This window comes from Pseudomonas sp. Je.1.5.c (assembly GCF_051129895.1).
In the GTDB taxonomy this organism is placed as follows: domain Bacteria; phylum Pseudomonadota; class Gammaproteobacteria; order Pseudomonadales; family Pseudomonadaceae; genus Aquipseudomonas; species Aquipseudomonas urmiensis.
The window spans coordinates 23,822-50,223 of sequence record NZ_JBCPSP010000021.1; the positions used below are offsets into that span (position 1 = coordinate 23,822).

General features: G+C 55.7%; 19 protein-coding genes and 1 tRNA gene. 14 read left to right on the top strand and 6 right to left on the bottom strand.

The features are described from left to right. Positions 1-13: 13 nt before the first annotated feature. Positions 14-1,039, bottom strand: a complete 1,026-nt coding sequence (tsaD, locus tag AAZU54_RS16105; RefSeq protein ID WP_186552692.1) for a tRNA (adenosine(37)-N6)-threonylcarbamoyltransferase complex transferase subunit TsaD — start codon at positions 1,037-1,039, stop codon at positions 14-16. 204 nt (positions 1,040-1,243) lie between these two features. Between tsaD and rpsU the strand changes: the two genes are divergently transcribed. The 7 genes from rpsU (at position 1,244) to AAZU54_RS16140 (ending at position 12,445) form a co-directional block, all read left to right on the top strand. After that, positions 1,244-1,459 (top strand): 30S ribosomal protein S21, encoded by a 216-nt coding sequence (rpsU, locus tag AAZU54_RS16110; RefSeq protein WP_002551877.1) that lies wholly within the window; start codon positions 1,244-1,246, stop codon positions 1,457-1,459. A 289-nt stretch (positions 1,460-1,748) separates the two neighbouring features. Further along, positions 1,749-3,740: a DNA primase gene (dnaG, locus tag AAZU54_RS16115; RefSeq protein WP_186552693.1), complete on the top strand. Its 1,992-nt coding sequence runs from the start codon at positions 1,749-1,751 to the stop codon at positions 3,738-3,740. Between the two features lie 67 nt (positions 3,741-3,807). Then, on the top strand, positions 3,808-5,658 hold the full coding sequence (gene rpoD, locus AAZU54_RS16120) for an RNA polymerase sigma factor RpoD (protein WP_186552694.1): 1,851 nt from the start codon (positions 3,808-3,810) through the stop codon (positions 5,656-5,658). Positions 5,659-5,796: 138 nt separating this feature from the next. Further along, positions 5,797-9,540, top strand: a complete 3,744-nt coding sequence (locus AAZU54_RS16125; protein WP_312152177.1) for a bifunctional diguanylate cyclase/phosphodiesterase — start codon at positions 5,797-5,799, stop codon at positions 9,538-9,540. A gap of 15 nt (positions 9,541-9,555) precedes the next feature. Further along, positions 9,556-9,632, top strand: a tRNA-Ile gene (locus AAZU54_RS16130). A 106-nt stretch (positions 9,633-9,738) separates the two neighbouring features. Then, positions 9,739-10,776 (top strand): site-specific integrase, encoded by a 1,038-nt coding sequence (locus AAZU54_RS16135; protein WP_434727380.1) that lies wholly within the window; start codon positions 9,739-9,741, stop codon positions 10,774-10,776. Positions 10,777-11,353: 577 nt separating this feature from the next. Then, a complete protein-coding gene (locus AAZU54_RS16140; RefSeq protein WP_434727381.1) occupies positions 11,354-12,445 on the top strand; it encodes a replication initiator protein A in 1,092 nt (363 codons plus the stop codon). A gap of 320 nt (positions 12,446-12,765) precedes the next feature. Here the strand turns inward: AAZU54_RS16140 and AAZU54_RS16145 are convergent, their stop codons facing one another. Further along, positions 12,766-13,677 carry a site-specific integrase gene (locus AAZU54_RS16145; protein ID WP_434727382.1) on the bottom strand — a complete coding sequence of 304 codons (912 nt, stop codon included), beginning with the start codon at positions 13,675-13,677 and terminating at the stop codon, positions 12,766-12,768. 1,442 nt (positions 13,678-15,119) lie between these two features. Here AAZU54_RS16145 and AAZU54_RS16150 point away from each other — a divergent pair. The 4 genes from AAZU54_RS16150 to AAZU54_RS16165 all read left to right on the top strand — a co-directional run bounded on the left by AAZU54_RS16150 (position 15,120) and on the right by AAZU54_RS16165 (position 18,990). Continuing rightward, positions 15,120-17,015 (top strand): hypothetical protein, encoded by a 1,896-nt coding sequence (locus tag AAZU54_RS16150; RefSeq protein ID WP_434727383.1) that lies wholly within the window; start codon positions 15,120-15,122, stop codon positions 17,013-17,015. Positions 17,016-17,103: 88 nt separating this feature from the next. Continuing rightward, entirely contained in the window at positions 17,104-17,475 is a 372-nt protein-coding gene (locus AAZU54_RS16155; RefSeq protein ID WP_434727384.1) for a hypothetical protein, read from the top strand. Position 17,476: 1 nt separating this feature from the next. After that, complete coding sequence (locus AAZU54_RS16160) at positions 17,477-17,716, top strand: hypothetical protein (RefSeq protein WP_434727385.1); 240 nt, start codon at positions 17,477-17,479, stop codon at positions 17,714-17,716. Between the two features lie 923 nt (positions 17,717-18,639). Next, complete coding sequence (locus AAZU54_RS16165; RefSeq protein WP_204919052.1) at positions 18,640-18,990, top strand: hypothetical protein; 351 nt, start codon at positions 18,640-18,642, stop codon at positions 18,988-18,990. An 800-nt stretch (positions 18,991-19,790) separates the two neighbouring features. On the opposite strand, the gene AAZU54_RS16170 is transcribed toward AAZU54_RS16165, so the two are convergent. The 4 genes from AAZU54_RS16170 to AAZU54_RS16185 all read right to left on the bottom strand — a co-directional run bounded on the left by AAZU54_RS16170 (position 19,791) and on the right by AAZU54_RS16185 (position 22,893). After that, a complete protein-coding gene (locus AAZU54_RS16170) occupies positions 19,791-20,471 on the bottom strand; it encodes a hypothetical protein (RefSeq protein ID WP_434727386.1) in 681 nt (226 codons plus the stop codon). Positions 20,472-20,818: 347 nt separating this feature from the next. Then, the gene (locus tag AAZU54_RS16175; protein ID WP_204919058.1) at positions 20,819-21,772 is read right to left on the bottom strand and encodes a tyrosine-type recombinase/integrase; all 954 of its coding nucleotides are present in this window, start codon (positions 21,770-21,772) and stop codon (positions 20,819-20,821) included. Position 21,773: 1 nt separating this feature from the next. Next, positions 21,774-22,454: a hypothetical protein gene (locus tag AAZU54_RS16180; RefSeq protein ID WP_434727387.1), complete on the bottom strand. Its 681-nt coding sequence runs from the start codon at positions 22,452-22,454 to the stop codon at positions 21,774-21,776. Between the two features lie 118 nt (positions 22,455-22,572). Further along, the gene (locus tag AAZU54_RS16185) at positions 22,573-22,893 is read right to left on the bottom strand and encodes an antitoxin Xre/MbcA/ParS toxin-binding domain-containing protein (protein WP_434727388.1); all 321 of its coding nucleotides are present in this window, start codon (positions 22,891-22,893) and stop codon (positions 22,573-22,575) included. Positions 22,894-23,335: 442 nt separating this feature from the next. Here AAZU54_RS16185 and AAZU54_RS16190 point away from each other — a divergent pair, with 442 nt between their 5' ends. The 3 genes from AAZU54_RS16190 to AAZU54_RS16200 all read left to right on the top strand — a co-directional run bounded on the left by AAZU54_RS16190 (position 23,336) and on the right by AAZU54_RS16200 (position 26,067). After that, on the top strand, positions 23,336-24,517 hold the full coding sequence (locus AAZU54_RS16190) for a Fic family protein (RefSeq protein WP_434727389.1): 1,182 nt from the start codon (positions 23,336-23,338) through the stop codon (positions 24,515-24,517). Between the two features lie 139 nt (positions 24,518-24,656). Continuing rightward, a complete protein-coding gene (locus tag AAZU54_RS16195; RefSeq protein WP_434727390.1) occupies positions 24,657-24,977 on the top strand; it encodes a hypothetical protein in 321 nt (106 codons plus the stop codon). Between the two features lie 286 nt (positions 24,978-25,263). Next, positions 25,264-26,067 carry a hypothetical protein gene (locus AAZU54_RS16200; protein WP_434727391.1) on the top strand — a complete coding sequence of 268 codons (804 nt, stop codon included), beginning with the start codon at positions 25,264-25,266 and terminating at the stop codon, positions 26,065-26,067. The last annotated feature ends 335 nt before the right edge of the window (positions 26,068-26,402 follow it).

The following is a 26,402-nucleotide window of genomic DNA, read 5'->3' on the forward strand; positions in this document are numbered from 1 at the left end:
GCGGCATCGAGCTTCAAACCGGCGGCAACTGTTCCATCGGCCAGCGTGCCTGAACACTGATGGCCAGATCCTGTTTCTGTCCGGCCAACAGCCGCTGGCAACCCGCGTAGGCGATCATCGCACCGTTATCGGTGCAGAACCTGGGACGCGCGTAGTAGACGTTGCCCTTGATGCCGGCAAGCATGCTTTCCAGCGATTCGCGCAGCGCCTTGTTGGCACTCACGCCACCGGCGATGACCAGGCGCTTGAGGCCAGTCTGCTTGAGCGCACGCTTGCACTTGATGGTCAGAGTCTCAACCACCGCCTGCTGGAACGCCAGGGATACGTCGCAACGGGTTTGCTCGTTGTCGTCTCCAGCATCGCGGCACTTCTGCCAGGTATTGAGGGCGAAGGTCTTCAGGCCACTGAAGCTGAATTCAAGGCCAGGGCGATCAGTCATCGGCCGAGGGAAGACAAAGCGTCCAGGCACGCCCTGCTCGGCCAGCCGAGCGATTTCCGGGCCGCCTGGATAATTCAGGCCAATCAGCTTGGCGGTCTTGTCGAACGCCTCGCCTGCCGCGTCGTCCAGGCTCTCCCCCAGCAGTTGGTACTGGCCGATGCCATCGACCCGCACCAGCTGGGTGTGACCACCGGACACCAACAAAGCGACGAACGGAAACTCCGGTGGCTGCTCTTCGAGCATCGGCGCCAGCAGATGGCCTTCCATATGGTGCACGCCGATCGCCGGGATATCCCAGGCAAACGCCATGGCCTGGGCGCAGGAAGCGCCCACCAGCAAGGCGCCGACCAGCCCAGGGCCTGCGGTGTAGGCGATGGCATCGATCTCGGTGGCGACTGCCCCGGCTTCGTCCAGCACCTGGCGGATCAACGGCAACATACGCTTGACGTGATCACGCGAGGCGAGCTCGGGCACAACGCCGCCATAGGCGCGGTGCAGGTCGATCTGGCTGAACAGCGCATCGGCCAGCAGGCCGCGTTCACTGTCGTATAATGCGACGCCAGTTTCGTCGCAGGATGTTTCCAATCCCAGTACTAGCATGGGTCCGTGCCTTGTGGAGGCTGAATTCGAAGGCGCGCATGATAGTCCCCGTGCCCAGTGCCGACCAGCGGTTTTCGATCAGAGGCTTTGCATTCCGGCTAGCTAAGCGTTAACATCCGCAACCCTTGAAAACCGACGTTCTCCAGCGCATCTTTGTTTTGTCAGGAGTACGTCTACCCCGGTAACGAATGAAGGTAGCCCTGGATGCCAGCCGTCAAAGTAAAAGAGAACGAACCCTTCGACGTAGCTCTGCGTCGTTTCAAGCGCTCCTGCGAAAAAGCCGGTGTACTGGCTGAAGTGCGTAGCCGCGAGTTTTACGAGAAGCCGACTTCCGAGCGTAAGCGCAAGGCTGCAGCCGCAGTTAAGCGTCACGCTAAGAAAGTCCAGCGCGAACAGCGCCGCGCCGTTCGTCTGTACTAATACAGACGTTCAACGCAAAGCTTCTGCCCTGCCCGGCTAACCGCCGGGCCGATGGCAGCGGTTGTTTCAAACCTTAGGCGTCAGCTTGAGGCGCTCTCTGCGACTTGCAGTAGAGCAAGCTGCTTTAACACGTCAGAGCTGGTCCTAGACCAGTCGTGCCGTCCCTGTCTGGCGAGCCCTTGTGGCTGGCGACGAGCACACCTCCCTCGCTTTTCCCGTACCGCTGCACTCTCTCCCGCATACTTGCGTTAGCGATTAGACTTGCCAGTTGCCAGATGACGAGACTGTTATGGCCGGGCTGATTCCCCAGACTTTCATTGACGACCTTCTCAACCGCACCGACATCGTCGACGTGGTGAGTTCGCGCGTCCAACTGAAAAAGACCGGCAAGAACTACTCCGCCTGCTGCCCGTTCCATAAGGAAAAGACGCCCTCCTTCACCGTCAGCCCCGACAAGCAGTTCTACTACTGCTTTGGCTGCGGCGCCGGCGGCAACGCGTTGGGCTTCGTCATGGACCACGACAACCTGGATTTCCCCCAGGCAGTCGAGGAACTGGCCCGCGGCGCGGGCATGGAAGTGCCGCGCGAAGAAGGCCGGCGTGGGCACAAGCCACGCCAGCCGACCGATTCGCCCCTTTATCCGCTGCTGGAAGCCGCTGCCGAGTTCTACCGTCAGGCACTGCGCAGCCATCAGACCCGCAAGGCAGCGGTGGATTACCTCAAAGGCCGCGGCCTTTCAGGTGAGATTGCCCGCGACTTCGGCCTGGGTTTCGCCCCGCCAGGTTGGGACAACCTGATGAAGCACCTGGGCGCCGACAGCTTGCAGCAAAAGGTGATGATCGACGCCGGCTTGCTGATCGAGAACGCCGAGAGCGGCAAGCGCTACGACCGCTTCCGCGACCGGGTGATGTTCCCGATCCGCGACAGCCGCGGCCGCGTGATCGCCTTCGGCGGTCGGGTGCTGGGCGACGACAAGCCCAAGTACCTGAACTCGCCGGAAACCCCGGTGTTCCACAAGGGCCAGGAGCTGTACGGCCTGTTCGAGGCACGCAAGCACAACCGCAGCCTCGATGAGATCATCGTCGTCGAAGGCTATATGGACGTCATCGCCCTGGCCCAGCAAGGCTTGCGCAACGCGGTGGCGACACTAGGCACGGCGACCAGCGAAGAACACCTCAAGCGACTGTTCCGGGTGGTGCCGAGCGTGCTGTTCTGTTTTGACGGCGACCAGGCTGGGCGCAAGGCGGCCTGGCGCGCCCTGGAGTCGACCCTGTCGAGCCTCCAGGACGGGCGCCGTGCACGCTTCCTGTTCCTGCCCGAGGGGGAAGACCCAGACACCCTGGTACGCGCCGAAGGCACTGACGCCTTCCAGGCCCGCATCAACCAGCACGCGCAACCGCTGGCCGACTACTTCTTCGAGCAATTGAGCAACGAAGCCGACCCGCGTTCGCTCGAAGGCAAGGCGCACATGGCCACTCTGGCCGCGCCGTTGATCGAAAAAATCCCCGGCGCCAACCTGCGCCAGCTGATGCGCAATCGCCTGCGGGAAATCACCGGGCTCGATCCGCAGCAGATGGAGCAATTGGCACAAAGCGCACCAGCGCCCAGCGTGCCGGACTACGACCCTGGCTACGACTACGACGCCATGGCCAGCTACACCCCGGACTACGGCGATCAGCATCAGCCCGACTATGGCGTAGCTCATCAAAGCCATCAGGAACAGCGGCCATGGACGCCCAAACAGGGCACCGGCAAGAAACAGTGGGACAACAAACCCTGGGACAAGAAGGGTGGCAAACCCTGGCAACGCGACGGCCAACGCGACGCGCCGCCACGGGTGCCGGCACCGGTCGAACCGCCGATGTTATCGGCCCTGCGCACGCTACTGCACTACCCGCTGCTGGCCGGCAAAGTGGAAGACGCCAGCCATTTCGCCGACGAGGAACATGTTTACAACCAGTTGCTGGTGGCCCTGATCGAAGCCGCGCAGAAGAATCCTAAGCTAAGCTCAATGCAGCTGATTGCACGCTGGCACGGCACTGACCAAGGCCGCCTGCTGCGCGCCTTGGCAGAAAAGGAATGGTTGATCGATGCCGACAACCTTGAACAACAGTTTTTCGACACCATTACTAGTTTATCCGCCCGCCAACGCGAGCGCAGCCTGGAACATCTGATGCGCAAAGCACGTCAAAGTGAGTTGAGCACAGAGGAAAAATCTCAGCTTTTAGCCCTGCTGAGCCGCAATGTTCCCGCACAAAACCCGACCTCATCTGGCGCGTGAGGTCCTAGCTCGGGTATAATCCTCGGCTTGTTTTTTGCCCGCCAAGACCTTCAGTGGATAGGGTGTTATGTCCGGAAAAGCGCAACAGCAATCTCGTATCAAAGAGTTGATCACCCGCGGTCGTGAGCAGGGTTACCTGACTTACGCGGAGGTCAACGACCACCTGCCTGAGGATATTTCAGATCCTGAACAGGTGGAAGACATCATCCGCATGATCAACGACATGGGGATCAACGTATTCGAGACTGCTCCGGATGCGGATGCCCTGTTGTTGGCGGAAGCCGACACTGACGAAGCCGCAGCCGAAGAGGCCGCCGCAGCGTTGGCCGCCGTTGAGACCGATATCGGCCGCACGACCGACCCGGTGCGCATGTACATGCGTGAAATGGGTACTGTCGAGCTGCTGACCCGCGAAGGCGAGATCGAAATCGCCAAGCGTATCGAGGAAGGCATCCGTGAAGTCATGGGCGCTATCGCTCACTTCCCGGGTACTGTCGACTACATCCTTAGCGAATACGACCGCGTCACCACCGAAGGTGGCCGCCTGTCCGACGTTCTCAGTGGTTACATCGACCCTGATGACAATATCGCCGCACCGACCGAAGAAGTGCCGATTCCTGGCGCCAAGGCCGCTGCTGCGAAGGAAGAGGCCGACGACGAGGAAGAGGAAAAGGACGGCGATGACGAAGAGGAAGAGGCCGAAAGCGGTCCCGATCCGGTCATTGCTGCCCAGCGTTTCGGCGCGGTTTCCGACCAGCTCGTCATCACCCTCAAGGCGCTGAAAAAGCACGGCCGTACCCATGCCGAAAGCATCGGTGCCATGCAGGCCCTGGCTGATCTGTTCATGCCGATCAAGCTGGTGCCCAAGCAGTTCGAAGTGCTCGTCGAGCGCGTTCGTGGTGCCCTGGATCGCCTGCGTCAGCAAGAGCGCGCGATCATGCAACTGTGTGTTCGTGACGCTCGCATGCCGCGTGCCGACTTCCTGCGCCTGTTCCCAGGCAACGAAGTCGACCAGACCTGGAGCGGTGACCTCTCCAAGCGCAGCACCAAGTGGGCCGCCGCGCTGGGCGAGAAGAACGACGCGATCGTTGCCTGCCAGCAGAAGCTGGTCGACCTTGAAACCGAGACTGGCCTGACCGTCGCCGAGATCAAGGAAATCAACCGTCGCATGTCGATCGGCGAGGCCAAGGCCCGTCGCGCGAAAAAGGAAATGGTCGAGGCCAACCTGCGTCTGGTGATCTCGATCGCCAAGAAGTACACCAACCGCGGCCTGCAGTTCCTCGACCTGATCCAGGAAGGCAACATCGGCCTGATGAAGGCGGTGGACAAGTTCGAATACCGTCGCGGCTACAAGTTCTCGACCTATGCCACCTGGTGGATTCGCCAGGCGATCACCCGCTCGATCGCCGACCAGGCGCGCACCATCCGTATCCCGGTGCACATGATCGAGACGATCAACAAGCTTAACCGTATTTCCCGCCAGATGTTGCAGGAAATGGGTCGCGAACCGACCCCGGAAGAGCTCGGTGAGCGCATGGAGATGCCTGAGGACAAGATCCGCAAGGTGCTCAAAATCGCCAAAGAGCCAATCTCCATGGAGACGCCGATTGGTGATGATGAAGATTCGCACCTGGGCGACTTCATCGAGGACTCGACCATGCAGTCCCCGATCGATGTAGCCACGGTCGAAAGCCTCAAGGAAGCCACCCGTGACGTGCTCGGCGGCCTGACTGCACGCGAAGCCAAAGTGCTGCGCATGCGTTTCGGTATCGACATGAACACCGACCACACCCTCGAAGAGGTCGGCAAACAGTTCGACGTGACCCGTGAGCGGATCCGTCAGATTGAAGCCAAGGCGCTGCGCAAGCTGCGCCATCCGACCCGAAGCGAGCATCTGCGCTCCTTCCTCGACGAGTGATGACGAACCCCGGCCCAGGCCGGGGTTTTTCTTGGGCGCAACACTGCAAGCGCGATCAAACTTAAATCACCTCCCCCGCCACTGCCCGCACGATGCCCGTCTACACTCGAATTCAGACCATCTGACCGAGAGGCAGCCATGCCGAAAATGCCGGCCATTCTGTTGCTGATCCTGTCCATTTGGAGCGCAACGGCCGGCGCCCTTACCCTGACCGACGAAGAGAAAGCCTGGCTCAGCGAACACCCACAGCTGCGGCTGGGTGTCGACGCTTCCTGGCCCCCGTTCGAATTCCGCGATCAGGAGGGTCACTACCAGGGATTGGCCGCCGATTACATCGCCCTGATCCAGGAGCGCCTGGGTGTGACGCTCAAGCCGATCGAGCCCACCAATTGGAGCCAGGTCCTGGAGCAGGCGCGGCATAACCAGCTCGACCTGCTGCCCGGCATCATGTCGACTCCGGAACGGCAGAATTACCTGTCGTTCACCCGCCCGTACCTGGACTTCCCGATTGTCATCCTCGCCCATGAAGGCGGCCCGCAACCGCGTACCCTCAAGGACCTGTACGGCCTGAAAATCGCCGTGGTGCAAGACTACGCCCCCCACGAACTACTGCGCACTCATCACCCCGACCTCAACCTGGTGGCCCTGCCCAATGTCAGCTCGGCCCTGCAAGCGCTAGCCACCGATGAAGTCGACGCGGTGGTCGGGGATCTCGCTTCAAGCATCTGGAGCTTGCGCCAGCTCAAGCTCGATGGCTTGTACGTCAGCGGTGAAACGCCCTATCGCTATCAATTGGCCATGGCTGTGCCTCGCGAGAACAAGCAATTGGTCGGCATTCTGGACAAGGTCCTGGCCGACATGAGCAGTGCGGAAATCAGCCACATCCAGCAGCGCTGGGTAGGTAACGTGGTCGACCAGAGAAGCTTCTGGCACGACATGCTCCTGTATGGCCTGCCGGGCGTACTGCTGCTGGTAGCGATCCTCGCTGCGATGATCCGCGTCAACCGCCGCCTGAGTTCGGAAATCTCGCGGCGCATCGCCCTGGAGCAAGAACTGCGCAGCAGCGAATATCACTACCGCAGCCTGGTAGAGAGCCTGTCAGCGATCGCCTGGGAAGCAGATGCCAACGACTTCACGTACAGCTATGTGTCTCCGCATGCCGAAGACCTACTCGGTTTTGCCACCAACGAGTGGCTCAAGCCTGGCTTTTGGCGCAGCATCCTGCACCCTGAGGACGCGCTATGGGCGCAGGCCTACTGCGAAAGCGAGACCGCAGCAGGACGTGATCACAGCCTCGATTACCGGGTGATCCGCGCCGATGGCCATACCCTGTGGGTGCGCAACATCGTCAGCATGATCGAACACGGCCACCGACCGCTGATGCGCGGCTTGATGATCGACATCAGCGAGGCCAAACACACCGAAGATGCCCTGCGCCTGTCGGAGCAGAAGTTCGCTTCGGTATTCCAGCAATGCCCTGACATCCTGCTGATCGCCAGGCACAGCGATGGCTGCCTGCTTGAGGTCAATGAGGCCTTCGAGGAGCAAATCGGCTTGAGCCCCAGCGAAGTCGTCGGCCGCACGGCGACCGAGCTTGGCTTGTGGGGCGTTAGTGGCAGCGGTCCGGCCTTGCTTGAACGCCTGCATCGCGGCGGCATTCGCAACCTGGAAATGAGTTTCCGCCGAAGCAACGGCCAATTGTTCACCGGCCTGACCTCGGCCGAGACCTTTGATTTGGACGGCATTCCCGCCCTGGTGGTGGCAGTGCGCGACATCAGCCAGTTGAAAGAGACCCAGCAACAGCTGCAAACCTCCGAAGAAAAATTTGCCAAAGCCTTCCACGCCTCGCCGGACGGTCTTTTGCTGTCGCGCCAGAGCGATGGCCTGCTGATCGAGGTCAACGAAGGCTTCTGCCGCCTGACCGGCTACGACCTCAACCCAGCCATTGACCAAACCTCGCTGGACCTGGGCATCTGGGTCGACCTCAACGAGCGCAAGCGCATGGTCGACCAGCTCCAGCGTGATGGCTTCGTACGCGACTTCAGCTGCCATATCCGCCGCAGCGACGGTCAGATCCGCCTGTGCGAGCTGTCTGCGCGGCCCCTGCCGATTGGCGGCATCGACTGCATGCTGACCATCGCCCGCGACATCACCGAACGGCACCTGATGCAGGAGAAACTGCAGCTGGCAGCCACGGTGTTCGAGAACACCGCCGAAGGCGTGTTGATCACCGATACCGACCAGCGCATCAGCGCGGTCAACCGCGCCTTCAGCGAGATTACCGGCTACAGCGAGATCGAAGCCCTGGGCCAGACACCCCGCCTGCTTGCCTCAGGCCAGCACGACAGCGCCTTCTACGCAGCGATGTGGCACCAGCTGACAGCTGAAGGCCACTGGCAAGGCGAGATCCAGAACAAGCGCAAGAACAGCGAGCTCTACCCCAGCTGGCTGACCATCAGCGCGGTACGCAATAGCGACAGGGAAATAACCCATTTCGTTGCCGTCTTTGCCGATATCTCCAGCCTCAAGCATGCTCAAGCCAAGCTCGACTACCAAGCCCACCACGACCCCCTGACCGGCCTGCCCAACCGCGCCCTGTTCGAGAACCGCTTGCAGGCCGCCCTCACCTGCGCGCAGATCTCCAACCGCCAGGGGGCAGTGCTGTTCCTTGACCTGGACCGCTTCAAGCACATCAACGACAGCCTCGGTCACCCGGTTGGCGATCTGCTGCTCAAAGGCATTGCCCAGCGCCTCAAGGAACAAGTACGCGATGTCGACACCGTGGCCCGCCTGGGCGGCGACGAGTTCATCATTCTTCTACCTGGCCTGCACAAACCCAGTGACGCCAGCAGCATTGCCAACAAGTTGCTGGCCTGCTTCCACGCCCCCTTCCAGGCCGGCGAACATGAGTTTTTCACCAGCGCCAGCATCGGCATCAGCCTCTATCCGCAAGATGGCAGCGACGTCGCCAGCCTGATCCGCAATGCCGATGCCGCCATGTACCGCTCAAAAGCCAAAGGCCGCAACCGGGTCGAAGCCTACACCCGCGATCTCACCGCCCAGGCCAGTGAACGCATTGCCCTGGAGCACGAACTGCGCCGGGCCATCGAACGCAACGAGCTCAGCCTGTATTACCAACCCAAGTTCAGCCTCAAGACCCAGAACCTGGTGGGTGCCGAAGCGTTGATCCGTTGGAGCCACCCGACCCTGGGCGAAGTCCCGCCCGAGCACTTCATTCACCTGGCCGAAGAGAATGGCACCATCCTCCAGCTTGGCGACTGGGTGCTGGAACAAGCCTGCCGGCAGATGCACGATTGGAAGACCACCTACCAGCCCTTCGGCCCCCTGTCGATCAACCTGGCCGGTGCGCAGTTGCGTCAGCCAAACCTGGCCAAGCGCATTGAAAGCCTGCTCAAGACCTATCAGCTGCAAGCGGGAGACTTGCAACTGGAAATCACCGAAAACTTCATCATGAGCCAGGCCGAAGAAGCCCTGAGCGTGCTGCATCAGCTCAAGCAACTGGGTGTGCAATTGGCAATCGACGACTTCGGTACCGGCTACTCCTCGCTCAGTTACCTCAAGCGCTTGCCCCTGGATATCCTCAAGATCGACCAGTCCTTCATCCGCGGCCTGCCGGAAGACCCCCACGACGCCGCAATCGCCCGCGCCATCATTGCCCTGGGCCGCAGCATGCAGTTGACCATCATTGCCGAAGGCGTGGAGAACCAAGCCCAGCAGTACTTCCTTGCAGCCGAAGGTTGCGAGCAAATCCAGGGCTACATCGTCAGCCTGCCGCTACCGCCAGAGAAGTTCGCCGAAACCTTTCTTCGTATAGCACTATCGGATCTTTCGGATGGCACCCATTCAAATCCCTCGCTATAATCCCGGCACCTTCTGGGGCCTATAGCTCAGTTGGTTAGAGCAGAGGACTCATAATCCTTTGGTCCACGGTTCGAGTCCGTGTGGGCCCACCATGTAATTCAAGGGCTGCAGCGCTGCTGCAGTTTCGAGAGGGTGTTTTGGAATGCCTCCGAGGTACAGTTTCGGTACAGTCTGTACCGATGTCCTTCGGAGAACAGCATGGCAACTCTCGTAAAAACCTCTTCCGGTACCTGGAAAGCGGTAATCCGTAAAACCGGATGGCCTACAGCTTCGAAAACCTTCCGAACCAAGCGTGACGCTGAAGACTGGTCACGGCGAACCGAAGACGAAATGGTTCGCGGGGTCTACATCCAACGAAGCGGTTCCGAGCGGATGACGCTCGAGATGGCTCTCAAGCGGTATCTCGCAGAAGTCACTCCTACGAAGAAAGCCACCACCCAACGAGGCGAGATCAGCAAATCGAAATCGCTGATCGCAGATCTGGGCAAATATTCTCTAGCCGCGCTTTCGAGTGAAATTATCGCTGGCTATCGAGACAAGCGCATCGCAGCAAAAATCAGCAATAACACCATTCGGCTCGAGCTCGCCTTACTCAGTCATCTCTACTCGACTGCGATCAAGGAATGGGGAGTGGGCCTGACCTTCAACCCAGTCATGAACGTGCGGAAGCCAAGCCCAGGCGAAGGCAGGGACCGCCGCCTCTCTAAAGACGAGGAGGCTGCGCTTTTCAAGGCCGTCGACGCGCACAGTAATCCTATGCTCGGTTGGATTGCACGTATTGCACTTGAGACCAGCATGCGCTCTGGCGAGATAACCTCACTACGCCTGAACCAGGTCGATCTCGCCAAGCGGGTCGTTCGCCTAGCTGACACAAAAAATGAATCTGCCCGCACCGTCCCTCTCAATAAGAGAGCGACTCACGCATTCCGTGCAGCGCTGGAAAACGGAGTAAGACCATCAGGCTGCGCCCTAGTCTTTTTTGGTGAGCCGGGGAAAGATGGGAAGCGTAGACCCTATGCTTTTACCAAGGTATGGGGAGAGCTAAAGAAAAAGTTGGGCATGGCCGACCTGCGTTTCCACGATCTTCGTCATGAGGCAGTGAGCCGCCTAGTCGAGGGAGGCCTATCCGACCAGGAAGTCTCTGCGATCAGCGGCCATAAATCTATGCAGATGCTAAAGCGCTATACACATCTCAGAGCGGAAGACCTCGTGGGTAAGCTGGATGAGATGGATTAGCTAGCCGGCCAATTGGCTCAAAAAGTTTTCGCATGCGAAAACTTCCTTAGCCTTGATCAACCTCCACCGATCCACCTCACGTTCCTCATCCCACCTGATCATCAGGCCGTAGCCATCGTGGCACGGCCTTCACATGGAACAGCGTGCTTAGGTCGCTTATCTCCCACAAGCTCCGGGGGTGAAATGGCAACTCGTACAGACAGCAAAGCTGTCCGCGCACTGCACCCCTTCAGAGCTTTCTAAGAAGCCCCAAATTTATTTGGCTCTAGACTCGCAAAAACTCCGATTTTGGGGCAGTGCCTTCTCACTATTTAGGTTATTAGCCGACACGAAAGGATGTCGAAATGACTGCCAACCTAAATCACATTGAGAAGCAGCTCCTAGACCGATATGGCCCCCTCCTCACGAAGAAACAGCTCGCCGAGCTTCTTCACCGTAGCGAAAAAGGGCTGGATTACACCCTATCCCATCCTTCTGAGAGTGTTTTCGCTGCATCGCTGCACGCAATGAAGCTCCGTCTCGGTCGACTTGTCTATTTCCGCGCTTCCGACGTAGCAGGGCTACTGGTAGGGGGTGAATGATGCCGTTCGACTCCAGAGTAGATTTTGTTCCGTTAAGCCATGTGGATACCGTCGGATCAATCGAAAACACATTGACGAAGCGCATTGAGAGGTTGAGCCAGCTAGCCCGGCGGAAAAAACCTGCAGCAACATGCTCGCCCCTGGAAGCTGAACAGAGCGACTGCCCACTGCAGCAAGCTGATGACGTGGGCCATTCGTCAGCTGCGAATCTGCTTACTGAAACGAAGCCAATGACAAAGGAAGTTGAATCAGTAGCGGAGGTTGAATCAGTAGATTTGTGCAATCCAGCGCTGGACTACAAAAGTGCTCGCGACTGCCAAACCTTTATGCACATAGCCCTTTACCGCCTTTCAAAAAAGCAGACGCGCGTCGGAGCGATCCTGAAGTACGAACTTCCTGACGGCTACGTAGAGGTTTCTGCAGGGGCATATGGCATGGCTACGGTATGGGACTACGACATCGTGCTCGTGATGGTGTCGCATCTGATGGATGCCACGGATAGATACAGAGAGGGGTCGGGAGAGAAGCCAGGTAAGGTTTTTCGAGCAAAGATCAGCCAAATTCTTCGAATTACTCGCCGAGGCAACGGTAGCCGTCAAGCTGTCGAGGTGGAGGCAGCATTGGATCGTCTGCAGAGCACCACGATCAAAAGGGTTCGCAAAAAAGGCAAATTTCTCAAGGTAAGCGGCCAGGGGCTAATTGCCCGCTACGAAGTGGTTTCTCGAACAGACACTCAAAAGATCCAATCAGTGGAGATCGAGGCACCTGACTGGTTGTATAACGAGGTTGTGAATAGCAGGCGCCCACAGGTGCTTAAGGTCCATCCAGATTATTTTCTGCTCAAGTCAGGCATCGCTAGATTCATCTATCGGCAGGCTCGTCGTGCCGCGGGCTCAAACTCTGCGAAATGGTCGTTTCAATTGCTTTATGAGCACAGCGGAAGCTCCGGGACGCAAAGCAAATTCTTTCACACTTTGAGATGCCTCATCGAAAGCGACAGCTTACCGGAGTACTCCATCCAAGAAGTAGCCGGGAAGAGTGGGCCTCAACTGGTGATGACACGCCGCTATCTGGGGAATGACCAATGAGGTCACGACTCTGCGCCGCCTTGATCACAGAGGCGCTATACGGGCGGCGTCAATTGCTTGGTCAAACCGTCTATTAGGAATCCTTGGCACGAAGAATCACCGTCTATTAGGAACTCGTGACCGTCTGTTAGGAACCCGAAACCGTCTATTAGGAATTGCAGTTTCGCATAACCCACTGAAAACACTGGAGAAAACCGATAAATCACTGCCTAAAACTACTCTAAAAACACTAAAACCTTTCTCTTTCGTCGGGTGAACCCCGTTGCAGTTATCCACAGGCTACATGACTAGGTGCTGAAAGCTGCTCCACGCCAGCTTGGTCAACGTAGGTAAGTATCAGTAATTTCAGGCCGGAAATGGCCTAGCTCTTGGGAAACGACAACTCGCGCAATGTTGGAGTTTCCAACCAGGGCTTGAACCTCCCGGTGACGCTCCTGCGCGTAAGTGTGCCGTAACCCATGGGCACCATTGCTAAACCCCAGCGCTGCCTGACTTGCACAGGAGAACGATTGCGACCAGCTCTGTCCACCTGCAAGATCATAGTAAGACTTGTAGTGTATTTTCCGGTCCTTACGATCGACCGGCACTTGAAGCCGCAGGCTTTCTAAACGCTTCGCAAGATGCTCAGGCACACTGACCTCCCTAATAAGCCCGCCCTTGCCGATCACCGTGTACCGAATCCCCTCTCTAAATTTTTCTTGAGCCGCTGGCCGATCATCCATAGGGCGCTCAATGGCCAACCTAATAGTCAATAGTTCATGGGCTCTCAACCCTGCTGCGGCTACAAGCTCGGTGCTAAACGCATTACGATCAGACTGGTGTGCGAGAATACGCCCCACTTGTTCAGCCGTATAATTACGGCTTTTCAATTGCTGCTGCTTTTCCGCCTTAATGACCGCCAATCGTTGCTTATCGCTGAACGTACCATTCTGCCTCAAAACTGCCTGGAGGGCTTGGCGATCACGATCCAATGTTTTCTGCCCTACAGCTTTCGCACGTTCATAAAGATACGCCTTTGCAGCTCTTGGAGTTAATTGATGAAGTGCCCCCCTACCCGTGATACGAAACCAGTCGGCTGCAAGCTTCAAGCTACTCTCATAGCTTAGGGAAGTTCCCAGCCCGGAGATACGCCCGGAGTTGAACATCGCTTTGCTTAGTCCCTTTGCTTGACTGGCTCCTTTTGCAAATGTTCTCTGCGCCTTGGTAGAGTTTGGCTTGACTTTCTTGCTCACGAATCACCTTGATAATTCTGTAAACCGAGCTAAGGGAGGTTTCAACTCCCTGCGACTTCAACTCGACTAGTATTTCTCTCGGCTTCAGTTTGGACTCGAAATAGTAGTACTGGATTAGCCCCTTATATCGGTCCAAATTGCGTGAATATGACCGACACTGCAACCTCAAGGACACTTCCTTCTTATGGCGGGCGTAATCACTTCCCGAGACGGATCTTGAGTGCTCAAGGTTTGCTGCAAGAGAACGCTTATAAGACCTGGCAATAGTGGCCATGGAGGCTCTTACCTGGTATTTCTCCATAAGCCAGAGCTGAATCATTGATAGGGTATAGCGCTGAATGCGCAACGAAAGAATTTCTGCGCTATAGCTTGCAATTTTACTACGCATAGATGAAGTGCCTTGCTGTAAGTTACAGCAACCACTTTAAGCCATTGAATTTCAGCTGCAACCCAAAAGGGGCGCTCAAAATTCTCAGCCGTGGTTCCGATATCCAATGGATACCTAGCCCCTGTTTTTCAGTGTCGGACTTATCAGGCATCAGATGGATATACCACCGTGCCGATGCGCTTACGCACTCTCACTGTTGCTTCGCTGTCTAACCGACAGAGTTCGAAAGGAAAATCCTTTGCCAGGTTTACGCGCCTGGTACAACTCAATTTTCATGTCAGAGTTAGACAGTAGATCCTCAAGCGCTGAATCGAAGCAGGTTCAGCGCCTAGCCGGTGGAACACCTTGAATCCTTGGCCAGTCAGATCAAGGTTTACCAGACAGCATCAGACGCATTAGCGACATCAATGTCTGGTAGGCGAGGCAAGGGGCAGCAATAGCTGCCGCGTCGCCCCGCACCACTCACTTAGAATTGAAATGCAATCCATTAGAAGAAGCACGAAATAGCGGCCTCTCTGTGAGCTGAGTTTGCGTGGCAAGCTCGGGGTGCAGTTCGATATTGCTAGCTTGAGACATGAGGGTCAACACCGTTTATGGATTGTCACTTCGATTTTGCACTTGACCGCGGAACGCGGCTCTGTCTGGAGTGTTGAGCGAAGCGAATCACCCTGACAGAGCCGCGTGCTTCGCACGCTGCAGCGCGTAGAGCGCTGCACGTTCAGCCTAAGCTGAACGGATATCGAGCGGTGAGCTAGCTGGCAAAGGTCGGTGAAATCCGATGGGGTGTTTTGGCTTGCGGTTTATTTCCTTTGCTGCAAAGTGGAGCTTGATTCGTTTACAACCTAAGGAAGCTTGAGTGAAGGTGTTCAATTCTGAGATTAGTAGAACGAGACTGGCGACACTGGTCATTTTGGTTGTAGGGTTCACTGTCCTAGAAAACTACGCTTATGCGGAGCACGGCCTAGCGTGGGCAGGAGTGTTTTTCATTGCCGGCGTGACTGCAATAGTTACGGTTATACCTAAAAAAGACCATTCCACTACCGAGGTTTGACTTATGGGGGATGTCGGCAATTTTGGATGGCTATTCCAAAGCGGCTTAGATGCGATGATTTCTTCGCTTCTATCAATGGGCGCAAAACATGCGGAACTGGCAGAGAGTGTCCGCCAGCTCGCGCGCTCGGTACCTTATCTTTCGTTAACCTGGATCCTTTGGAATTTGGTCCGCGGTAAGCCTACCAGCATACCAGTAGGGGTTTTCATCACGTCGCTCTTCGTGTTTATTGCATTGCAAAAGCAGACCGTGACCTTTCCTGGCCGCGCTAGCATAGAGATGACAAAAGGCCAATCATTCGCGCTAGAAATTGTTCTCCCAACCTATGAGAAGCTCGTTCAAGTTTATCGAACAAAAGATAATGGACAATCTGCACTGATGATCGCCGATCTTACAGAGCGCGAAATCAGCCCGTTTATGGGAAGCGATTTAGCGAAGCTCATGAAGGACTATAAGCAAAACTGCGAACCAGGCCCTAATGACTCAGCTCAAGTCCCTGATACGACATGGCAAGCTGTCGGTTTACGAGGCGGCGGTGCACTTGGGGTTCCAGATTCTCAAGTCTCAATATTCAGCAGTTCCACTGCCGACAAGCTAGCTGGTCTGAATTTTTCATGGTTCCCTCAAATACGACAAGCAATGGCGCTAATTGATACATATAAAGCGGGCGATCGTAGAGAGGCTGGCAAAGCCGCGCTTCAAAAATTTAATAAAGACAAGTGGGTTACCGGAAATAGGTATTTATTACCTAGCGAAGCAGGATGGAAATCGCGATTATCAGGAGGTGTTGATGAACCTACTGGCTACCTTAACCCTTGGAAGGTAGAAAATGGATCACTAGCTGACCCAGCATTGTTATCAGAGCCACCGAATGTAACAAATCGATATTTCGTTCCAGAGAACTGCTATGAAGCTTATCAAGCGGCGCAAGCAGGTGCTGAAGAGGGATATCGGGCAGTGGGAGAGCGTATCCGCCCTTCTAATTTAGCTCCCAACGCCGAACCATCGATTGTAGCTGGCGTCCGAGCTTGGTCGAACATTGTCAATAAAAGCCTAAGCTCAATTTATCCAGGCTCTGAGAGCTCAAAATTTGCAGGAAAAGTCCTTGAGAACTCCTCAGAGGCAGTAGGTGCACTCAATGAAACTAAAGGTGTCCTCGCGACAGTGGATCTAGCTGCAAAGCTTCCGTGGTTTGTCTATCTAACAGCGATGGGCCAGGCCGCACTTATTCATATATTTCCTCTAGTGGCTCTATTAGCGTGTGTTTTTGGTATAGAGATACTACTCTACTGGATAAGACTGCTGGTATTTACTTACTTATCGCTTCTATTCGCCGAGGGCATTCTATATATAGTAGCTAGCCAGTTGGCCAAAATAAGTTTCCTACAAGCCGCAACCGCTATTAGCAGTTCCGGTACGCCTCTGGATATCGATGGCATGAGAGGAGTATTAGCAGGAGGTGCAGGTTTCGTGATCTTGGTGGCAACCTGGGCAGCGGGAGCGATTCTTAGGGTTCAAACGCTGCCAAAGACCGACGGTGCTAGCAGCTTCACTCAGCTAGGAAGCATAGCTGCGTCTGTTGTTGGCTCAGTAACAGGTGGATTGGCAAAAATGGCTGCACTCAAGACCACTGGTTTAAAGCAAGAGCTACTCCGGGCCAAAATTCAAAAAATACAGAGCTCTGGAGGATCACCTGGATCTTCAGCCGGCGGCTCCCCAACTAGTAAGCCAACCAACACGCCGGCGGCTTCTCGCCAGAGTCGTGAGTCAGTTGGTCAACGACTGGCTCGGCCAACTACTGCCGGTCGATCAGAAGATCAGCAGAAGAATCGCACGACTCGGGCCGATCGCGCTGAAAAGCGTCGTTCGCTCCTCAGTCCCTCGGACAGACCGTCATGAGAACCGCCACATCATTTCGGGGAAAGAGGTTCTGGCACACAAAACCCCGTGATTCGATGCAGGCTCGCCCAGTATGAGAGCATCCTCCATGAGCTTTACATTCGATTACTACCTCACCGCTACCTGCTGCGAAACCTGGGATAACCCCATCGACCTGAGGTATCTGTTCGACGGTCTCGCCCCGTGGCCGGGATTGGTGTGGGTCATACGTGGGGACGAGTATTTCCTGTCTCCGCAGCTGACCGGGATCGGTGCTTATGAAAGGGATGAATTCGTTCCAATCGAAATTCGGCTTTTTGAGACGCCATCACTGGACACTTTGACCTTGTACCTAGTGACGGCAGAGCTGAATCGGCGAAACGGCTTCGATGACCGGGCCGCTGAAATCCACGAGGTACAGCTGCAAAGTTTGATCAATAAGCTACCCGCAGCGACGGTGTCCTACGTTGGGAGAGCATGAAATGACCTCTTCCCGAGCTGTCGTGGCATGGCTTTTTTCTATCGTCCTTTCGCATCCCCTAGCGGAAGCGCTGTCCCCTTACATCCCGTTGTTCACTCCTCACAAGCTTTACCTGGCCCTCCTGATGCTGATGACACTGCTCGCTATCTACGCGCAACGCAGGCAGCAAAAAGGGCTCAGAGATGAGTTCTGGTGGGTGTTTTTGGGGCTCACAGTCGCCTTTCTTTTGTCTTGGTACTAATTGGTAGGAGCTGACCTTGCAGCAACGTCAGAAAATTTTTTGGGTATTGATGGGCTGTGCCCTTGTGTTAACGCCTTGGGGAAAGGTGCTGGAACTCGCTTCTACAGATGTGAGCGGTTACTACATCGGTAGCAGCACCGTGAGCTCTGGCTACAAAGTGCTTAGGTTAGACAGCTCGGGGCAAGGGAGGCTGTACTCCTACGATCCCATGAAGTTTGGAATCCTAAATTCTTACCCTTTTACGTATTCGTCCAGCTTGCTGAGCATTACCGTCGAATTCGATGACGGAAACCAGACGACTCTCTCCCAAGGCTTATGGGGGCTGGAAGGGCAGCTCCATTGTACGAAAGGCGATTGTGGAGGAATGGCTAATGTAAGTCGCATAGGTGAGAGCGTCGCGGATCTTCCTGCGGGGTTTCAGCGCGCTCTATCAAAAAGAAATTATTGATTGATCAATACTTATCTGTTGACGATTTCAGGTAAAACGATATCATCAATCTCGCAGCGCTTCAGAGTAGTAGAAGGGTAAAATCCAAAAAACTCTGCTGCTGGTGACAGGGGGAAGACCTACGGGCTGCCCCCTGCTCCAATTCTGATGTGTGACCTATGTCCTTAATTTTTGAAGCTGACCTTCGCCGATACCTAGCTGCTGGGCTTGTTCGAGGTATTTCAGCCCTTCGTACCAGCGAAGGGTGGTCGCTACGTATCCAATTGGGCTCCGAATTGACGTCGTTGCGCCTGCAGCGCGGTGGCCAGCGCACATTCAAGAGCCTCGACAAGCTGGCAGCCTTCCTTACCGGCCTCGGGCTTGAGCAATTAAATGTCCAGCTCATGAATTCAGTTGACGAGGGCTGAGCGAGCTTCTGCCACGCAACCTGACCACAGAGAATGAGCGGCGAGATCATGTCCCTGGAGATAGCGTGATGTTAGGAAAACTAGGTTGCCTCTTCGGCCTCTGTGTAGGGCTAAGCGGTTGCGGCAATGCTTTTGAGGGTAGCTATCGAGCTATGGAAGGCGTAATTGGGCCACTGGTAGCGATCGACGTGAAGGGCAATAAAGCCACAGTGGTTAAGGTCGACCCCTTTCGCAAACTGATCCTAAGCGAACAAACCTGGGTAGCAGAAAGAAAAGGTGAAAAGCTTCTGCTTACGGACCTCAAAGGAAAGACATTTGCCTTCAACCGCTCGGTTGATGAGAAAGGTTTGGAGTGCCTGAATTGCGGACTCGGCACAGGCATGCCTGGCTCATGGCAGCAGTTTGATCCAAACAAGTAAATTCATCAGCAAGCTGAGACATCAATGAACGACGGTTCGCTGTTCTATCGCGGTCAGGCTCACCTCCGATCGCTGACTGGACATCCTAGGAACACCAGGCCACGGAAAATGCGCCAAGCATTACTCTGGAGCACTGCGTACGACTCTGAACGTCGATCCTTTGCTGTAAAAAGATGAAGGGGTGCTAGACTCCTCGCGAGGTCTAGCACCCCGGCCTTGCACCACCATAGCCCTGACCAGTCAAGACTCGACCCTCAGCTGGTCCAGGGCTTTTCATTCTGAGGGCACCGAGGTGGGTGGATCAGCACTCGATGCCCATGACTCTTCTCCTGGCGATCCGCATACGGCCTCCTCTAATCAGGTCTTCGCCTTAGCCTTACACCACCACGGCCCCAGCCGGTCAAGACTCGACCCTCAGCCGGTCCGGGGCTTTCATTTTGAGGGCATCGAGGTGGTGGATTAGCACTCGATGCCCATGACTCTTCTCCTGGCGATCCGCATACGGCCTCCCCTTGCAGGTAATCACCTTAGCCTTGCACCACCACAGCCCCAACTAGTCAAGACTCGACCCTCAGCCGGTCCGGGACTTTTATTTTGAGGGCATCGAGGTGGGTGGATTAGCACTCGATGCCCATGACTCTTCTCCTGGCGATCCGCATACGGCCTCCCCTTGCAGGTCTCTACCTTAGCCTTGCACCACCACGGCCCCAGCCAGTCAAGACTCGACCCCCAACCGGTCCGGAGCTTTCATTTTGAGGGCATCGACGTGGGTGGATTAGCATTCGATGCCCATGACTCTCCTAAGCACTAGCCTTAGACCTCCCCGTACGTTTGGGCTTGGTGGATGGCGCTGGCGGCGGTGGAGCTGGTATGGATGTGTTCGACGCTTGTGTGGAAGCTGCAGCAGCGGCCGCCGCTGCTACCTTCTCTGCTTCCTTGAGTGCCGCCCAATAGGTGCGTGCTGCCTCAACATCGCCAAAGGCACCGATCTCGGGAAGCCGCTCGATGAAGCGGCTATACAACCCATCCTGAACCTTGCCGTGGCTGCGCATCCATTCGACCGCTACGTTTGGGTTGGTGAGCATCACGTAGTGGAATTCACCTGACGCGCCTGGCTTGGTAGTAATGAACTGCAGCTCTCGTAGCTTTTTCATCCGCCGGCGCCAGGTATCCACAGCCCGCTCTCCGAGAAAGCCCGCTTCAGCAGCAAATGTGCTGGGATTCTCAATGGTGATGACCGGATGATCGGGCATACGCGCCCATAGACAAAACAGCACGTGGCCGGCAGGCTGTCCTTTCGAATCAGCATCGATGACTTGCATGGCAATCGGCAACGTCCGGGGAATCGTGCTAAAACCATCGTGGGTTTTGCGCGTCCATTTCCACGATTCAGGCATGTCGGGGAAGTGCACCTGCATTAATTGCTGGGCACGCTCCGCCATGGTTAAGCGGCGTTTAGCTGACTGTTTTGCGTTGGCCATTTTGCAGCCCTCATTCGATTTCTGTTGGGCTCAGTTTCCCGACATCGGCTGATGATGGCAAACCGTCATTGAGCGCTAATATCACGCATCTCCAAGCACATGAATGAACGATACAAGCTACTCAAATGCATGATATGAGCCTAGCTCAGACAATCGAATTGCGCGATATCGCTCATAAAATGCTTACAACCTACTGAATTTCATAATTTTATTTTTGGTTTTCGGTGCTCGGCGTGCTGAATGTACTCGGCGTGCTCAGTGTCCTCGCCGTGCTGCAGGGTGTAGGGTGTGGGAAGAGGGGCTTCACGATATGGGGTCGGCCTCGATTTTCTTGCTTATGGGTACACCTAGTAGCGCACTTTGAAGGTTGGGGAGTCTTCTGGCCGCTGCTGACGGCGGTCGTAGATCCGGGTAGTACTGATATTGGCATGGCCCAGCCAAGCCTGGACCTTAGCAATGTCGGCTTCATGCTCCAGGGCATTTGTGGCCGCGGTCGCACGCAGACCATGCACACCCAAACCCGCGACCTCGATCCCGGCGCATTTCGCATATTTTCCTACCAAGGTGTAGATGCCATTGGCTGTAATGCCGGTGCCGGTTGAGCGTCCCCGCAACGGTACAAACAGCGGCCCCTGGGGCTCGAGCAAGTGATGACCGGACTTTTCTAAATAAGCATGGATTCGCTCGGCGGCCACAGGATGCAGCGGCAAGAAACGCAGCTTTCCACCTTTGCCCAAAATCCGCAGGTGCTTGATACCTCTCCGCTCCTGCAGATCGCTCAGCTGCAGCTGCGCACATTCCTCACGACGCAGGCCGTGATACAGCAGAACAGCGAGAATGGCCCTATCGCGTAGCCCCTTGAGCGAGTCCGCCGATGGCGCATCCAGCAGCGCTTTCGCCTGGTGGTCCCCCAGAGCCGGTGTCTTCCCTTCATTCGTTTCAATCCTGGGCCGCTTGACCCCATGCACTGGATTGCCACCGGCGACAGCATTGCACTCCAGCAGGTGATCGAAAAGGCTGGCCAGCGCGGCTAGCTTGCGACGGATGGTCGCTCCGGCCAGTCCACGCTGCTCGAGCTGAGCACGCCAGGCTAAGACATGCGCCCTGGTGACGACGCGGAACTCATCAGCTTCGGCTAAGCCAACGAAGCGGCAGAAGTCTGCAAGATCACCCTGGTAGGCACGACGCGTACGAGGATTATCGATGTTGGCGAACCACTCGACCGCCGCCGGCACTTCAGCCAGATGCTGGAATTCCGCGGCGGTTAAACGGCGGGCTTGCCGGGTGACAAGTCTCGTCACGTCAAACCCCTCCCCAGTTATTCCGATGAACCTCGCGGCACCGATGCACAACCTGCTCTACAAACGGATTGCGTGAGTTGGCGTGAATCCAACCTTTCTCAAAAGGAGGAAGCGGCCCATCGGTCTCCAGAACGGCGTTCAATTCCAACGAGAGCAAAATCAGCGTTTTGAATGCATTAGGCACCTGATCTGCTTCGAAGGATACCCACCGCTGCCTCATGGCTTTTTCAGCCTTCCCAGCACGGTCCCATTCTGTGGTTTTGTGATGAACAAGCGCGTTACGTGCCGCTACCAGTCCTTTAAGCCCATTAATGGCCGGACCATCTTCGCGAAGGGCTCGACCACACACCAGTCGCGGGATGACGAGCCATTTGCCAACCACATCCAGCTTATCCAGCGTTTTCGCCAGAGTTTCGCCCAGCTGAATGAGCGCAAATTCGTAGGCCGCCGCTTCGAGGGCCATCGCAGAAAACACGATGGTTTTGAGCCCGGCCACATTTTTCCTGGCTTCCTGTTGGTCGTAGGCAGTCGAATCGCTAGGCCATTGTGGCTTAGGTATCGGATTACCCTTCTCGTATAAAAAACAGCCGAAAGCCTCTTCCGCAATTTCTGCGTAGGTCTCCACCATGGAATCGACAATGACCCAGCTATCGCGAACCTGGAACGGTTCCCTTGAAGTCATCGATCACGTCCCTCTAATAATTGTTGATAACGTATTTTATCACCAATTTCCGTATCCTATGGATCACACGTGATTTTCCAGCGACATCAACCTAAGAGATAAATCATCGCTTATTCATTCAGCAGTAGACGCCGTGTTCTATACGATACAAATGCTCCATCACCAGCTCATATCCTCGCGGCTCCTCTAGAAGGCTGCATGGGGAACAACGACCAAGCCCTATGGCCTTCTCTATGAACCATCTCTCAGAAAGGCGGCGGTTGCCCAGTACCTGTTCCGCATAGAGCAAGACCTCGGCACGCCTACTCATGAACATCTGGTGCGATAGGCTCCAGCACCTACCAGAAACCAGTCTGACAAGCTCAAAATCTAGGGGTTTAACGTTAGATCTAGCTGCCATCCTCATACCCTCGCTCCCCGGCCCATGGGACGTCTCCATCCGCTTTATGCGGCAATAGATTAATGCGCGAATATCGTAGGATTTGTCTCCTGGCTCTCAGCCACATACACATCGAGCTCATCACAGAGGCCCTTGCGCTTGACTCCTAATCTAGCTCCTTCAGAGCCACCGCAAATCGACTGATTACTCACTCAAGCATGGGTAGCAGGAATTTACGTAAATTTATCTCTCGGCACCCACGCGAAATTTGTACTCACTTCGCTCGTTGCTGCCTGCGCTGCGACAGGCTGACCTATGACTCATGAGCAGCCGGTACCAGTAGCAGCTACATCTCATCCTGTGTCCATCACCGGTCATCTGCCATTAGCGCTGGCTTGAGCTCGAGATGGTACGATTACGGCAATCGAACCGGCAAAATTAATTGAGAAATCTTCTAAAACCCCTTTTAAAAAGGGCTATAGACGAGGGAGCCAACCGGCAAATGGCATTTACACCGTTCATTCGTCAAGACAAAGCCCCAGAGGAGCTGCAGGACCAGGTCGTCCAAATCATGCGGCTCGATGCGGCTCTTCACGCGAAGATTCCTGGCCCATTGCGCGTGCCTATGATGAATCTCCTGCGGGTAGTTAATTCGTACTACAGCAATAAAATCGAGGGAAACTCAACAGTACCGGCAGACATTTTGCGCGCCGAGGACTCCCTACAGGAGCTCAACGGCGCGAAAGACTTACAGGAGATTAAGCGCCACATCGAAGCTCAGCGCCGGCTAAACGATGAACCGATCGACAAGATTGAAGTATGTACGAAAGGTGCAATCTCTCGTTTACACCGCGAATTCTACAACGGCGTACCCAACGAAATGCTGGATATTCAGCTCAACGATCGAGGCGAAACCATCCGTATGGTTCCCGGTGAATTCCGAGAGATTGGGGTTCGCGTTGGCCAGCACATACCACCAACCGTCGAGCAGATGCACTCACACCTCAATGACTTTGAGCGCGTGTACCGTCTGGACTGGATTCATGGCCTTTCACGCTTCTTTGCCGCTGCAGCTTCACACCACCGATTGATGTGGATTCACCCGTTCATGGATGGCAACGGTCGGACCGGCCGGCTATTCACAGACCAGTACCTCAAGGCCGCCGGCCTTGGTGGATACGGGCTATGGTCAATGAGCCGCGGATTCGCCCGCAACGTCGCCGCCTATTACGAGATGCTTAACGCGGCTGACCACCCTCGCAAGGGCGAGCTGGATGGTCGTGGCGAACTCTCGGACAGTGGTCTGTTGCGCTGGACTACTTTCTTCGTCGAGACGGCATTTGATCAGGTGCAGTACTTCAACACACTACTCGAACCGGAAAGACTCAGCGAACGGATAGACGTATATTTCGAGATGCGGAGTCGTCGCGCGCTTTCTGACAGCAAAGGTGAAGCATTACCTGAATTGCGTATTGAGGCCCGGGATGTCTACAAGACGCTGCTCTACCTAGGCGATCAGCAACGCGCCGATATTCAGGCTCGGTTGGGAGTCGGCGAGCGCACTACACGCAGCCTACTGAGCCAAATGGCAAAAGAGGGTTTGATCACGTTGGACGGTCGCAAGCCGGTATCTCTAAGCCTCTCCCGACACTCGATCGAGTTCCTGTTTCCATATCTGTGGTGAACCATGCCTGGCTCTAGACATCATTCTCCAAGAGATAGCCATGCCGTTAAGTAGGCGAGATAGGAAAAGCGAAATCCTCGCTAAGGGCAAGGCCAGAATCCTAGACACGGGAGGTTTTCTGACGCCTGAACAGCTAGCCATGCGTTTTTCCAGCCAGTCAACGTTCCCCCCATCAGTCCTAGAAGAATGGAAGAATGAGAATCGTATTTTTTCGATCGAGCAGGATGGCCAGATCCTGTATCCGGGCTACGCATTTTCCCCCAATGGTGAGCTGCTTATAGGCTTGAAGGATGTACTCACTGTATTGGGTACTACCAAGGAAGGTTGGGTGTTGGCTCTCTGGTTTGGGAGCTCCAACAGCTATCTTGGAGGCGCTCTTCCTCGCGACGAATTGAGCTCAAATCCAGACTGTGTGCTTTCCGCTGCTGTTAACGAGCTTCAGGGCGCTCAACATGGGTAGCCATTCCGGTTTGCTCGGGAGAGCAACCGGACCGAGCTACACACGTTTGCCCACGCTACTACACCAGCGAATTTCTTGCGCCCCCATACGCTGAGGCCGACTCCCCTGGGAAATACCACTGCAATGACGGAGGCCCTCGACCGCTGTGCTGTGCACTGTAGGAGCTCGCGCCAACCCTCTCCCGCTTGAAGCTTTCCAGCAGATAATAGAGAGTTTGAGCCATACGGTTCATGAGTCCCCGTTGCACGTTTAGCGCAGCGGTTGCTGTTTCATCTGAGAGGAAAAGATGCGTAAAGTTTTCTTGCTGTCCGTTATGGCAGGGATGCTCGGCGGTTGCGCCCTGCCACCCCAACCTCCATCACCTTACGAGGCCTACCTAAAACGTGAGACGGCAGTAGTGCCGCTACGACCTTACGTGGAGTCGACTAAGGTTCCGATTTACGGCGACTCGTCGAAACTGCTGGATTTCGCCGATGAGCTAGGCGGTGGCCAAGGCAAATATGAGACGGATGCTGCGTACCAGCAGCGCGTCTCGGCGCTCAGTCTATTCTCAGTTATTTCCACCATTCCCGAGAACAACATCGAATTTGATAAGCAAACAGGTGCCATCAAATTCTCGATGATGCTTCTGCCCAGCGATTGCCCTGGCGCCAAGAATTACAGCTACATGGCCCCCGTATGCTATGGGTTGTGGTTACCTGAAGTCCGCAAGGTAATGGATCACTATGAGGGCCAGAATGGCTACGGAGCCAAGGCAGGCGTGGACGTTATCAAAGTGAAGCGGCCAATGCTGGTACTGCCCCCAGTCAAACCACCTTCGGCGGTACCCATTGCCCGCATCAACGGTTCTTTGCGCATCACTCCGGAGCAACTCGCCAAAGAGAGAGACGACCTACGGCTCGCTATCAATCTCGAATCGGTTCCCCAGCATCTTCGGATGACTACCAATTATTCGCAGGCGACGATTCAAAACCAGCGTGAGCTTCTGATTGATAACTACATTTTCGACATCAAGATCGCGGGCGTGAGCGTGGTGAACATTAAAACCCACCAGGTCTATTCCGACAAATTCGATATCACCATCCGCTAACCTTACCAGCACCATCCGGTCATGACGCCAACATAGCGTCATGACCACTCCCCTCCCTGCTTGACCAAGGGTTGTCCTGCTGTTCAACCCCCAAATTGCCCCCTGCCAGCTCCTGCCGGCAGCAAGAGGCTGTCTCACCATCATGGACGCAGTAACCCTCGCAAAATCAGCATCCATCGTATCCGTCCGGCCAACACACCTTCAGCGGAGGCGTCAGGAAGGTGTGTTGGCCGGACGGATACCTTGACTATTGTGAATTCTCGACAAATCTACTGTCCACATTTCATGGAATGTGGACAGTTGTCATTCAGGTAGTCCGCAGCAGTCAATGGGTA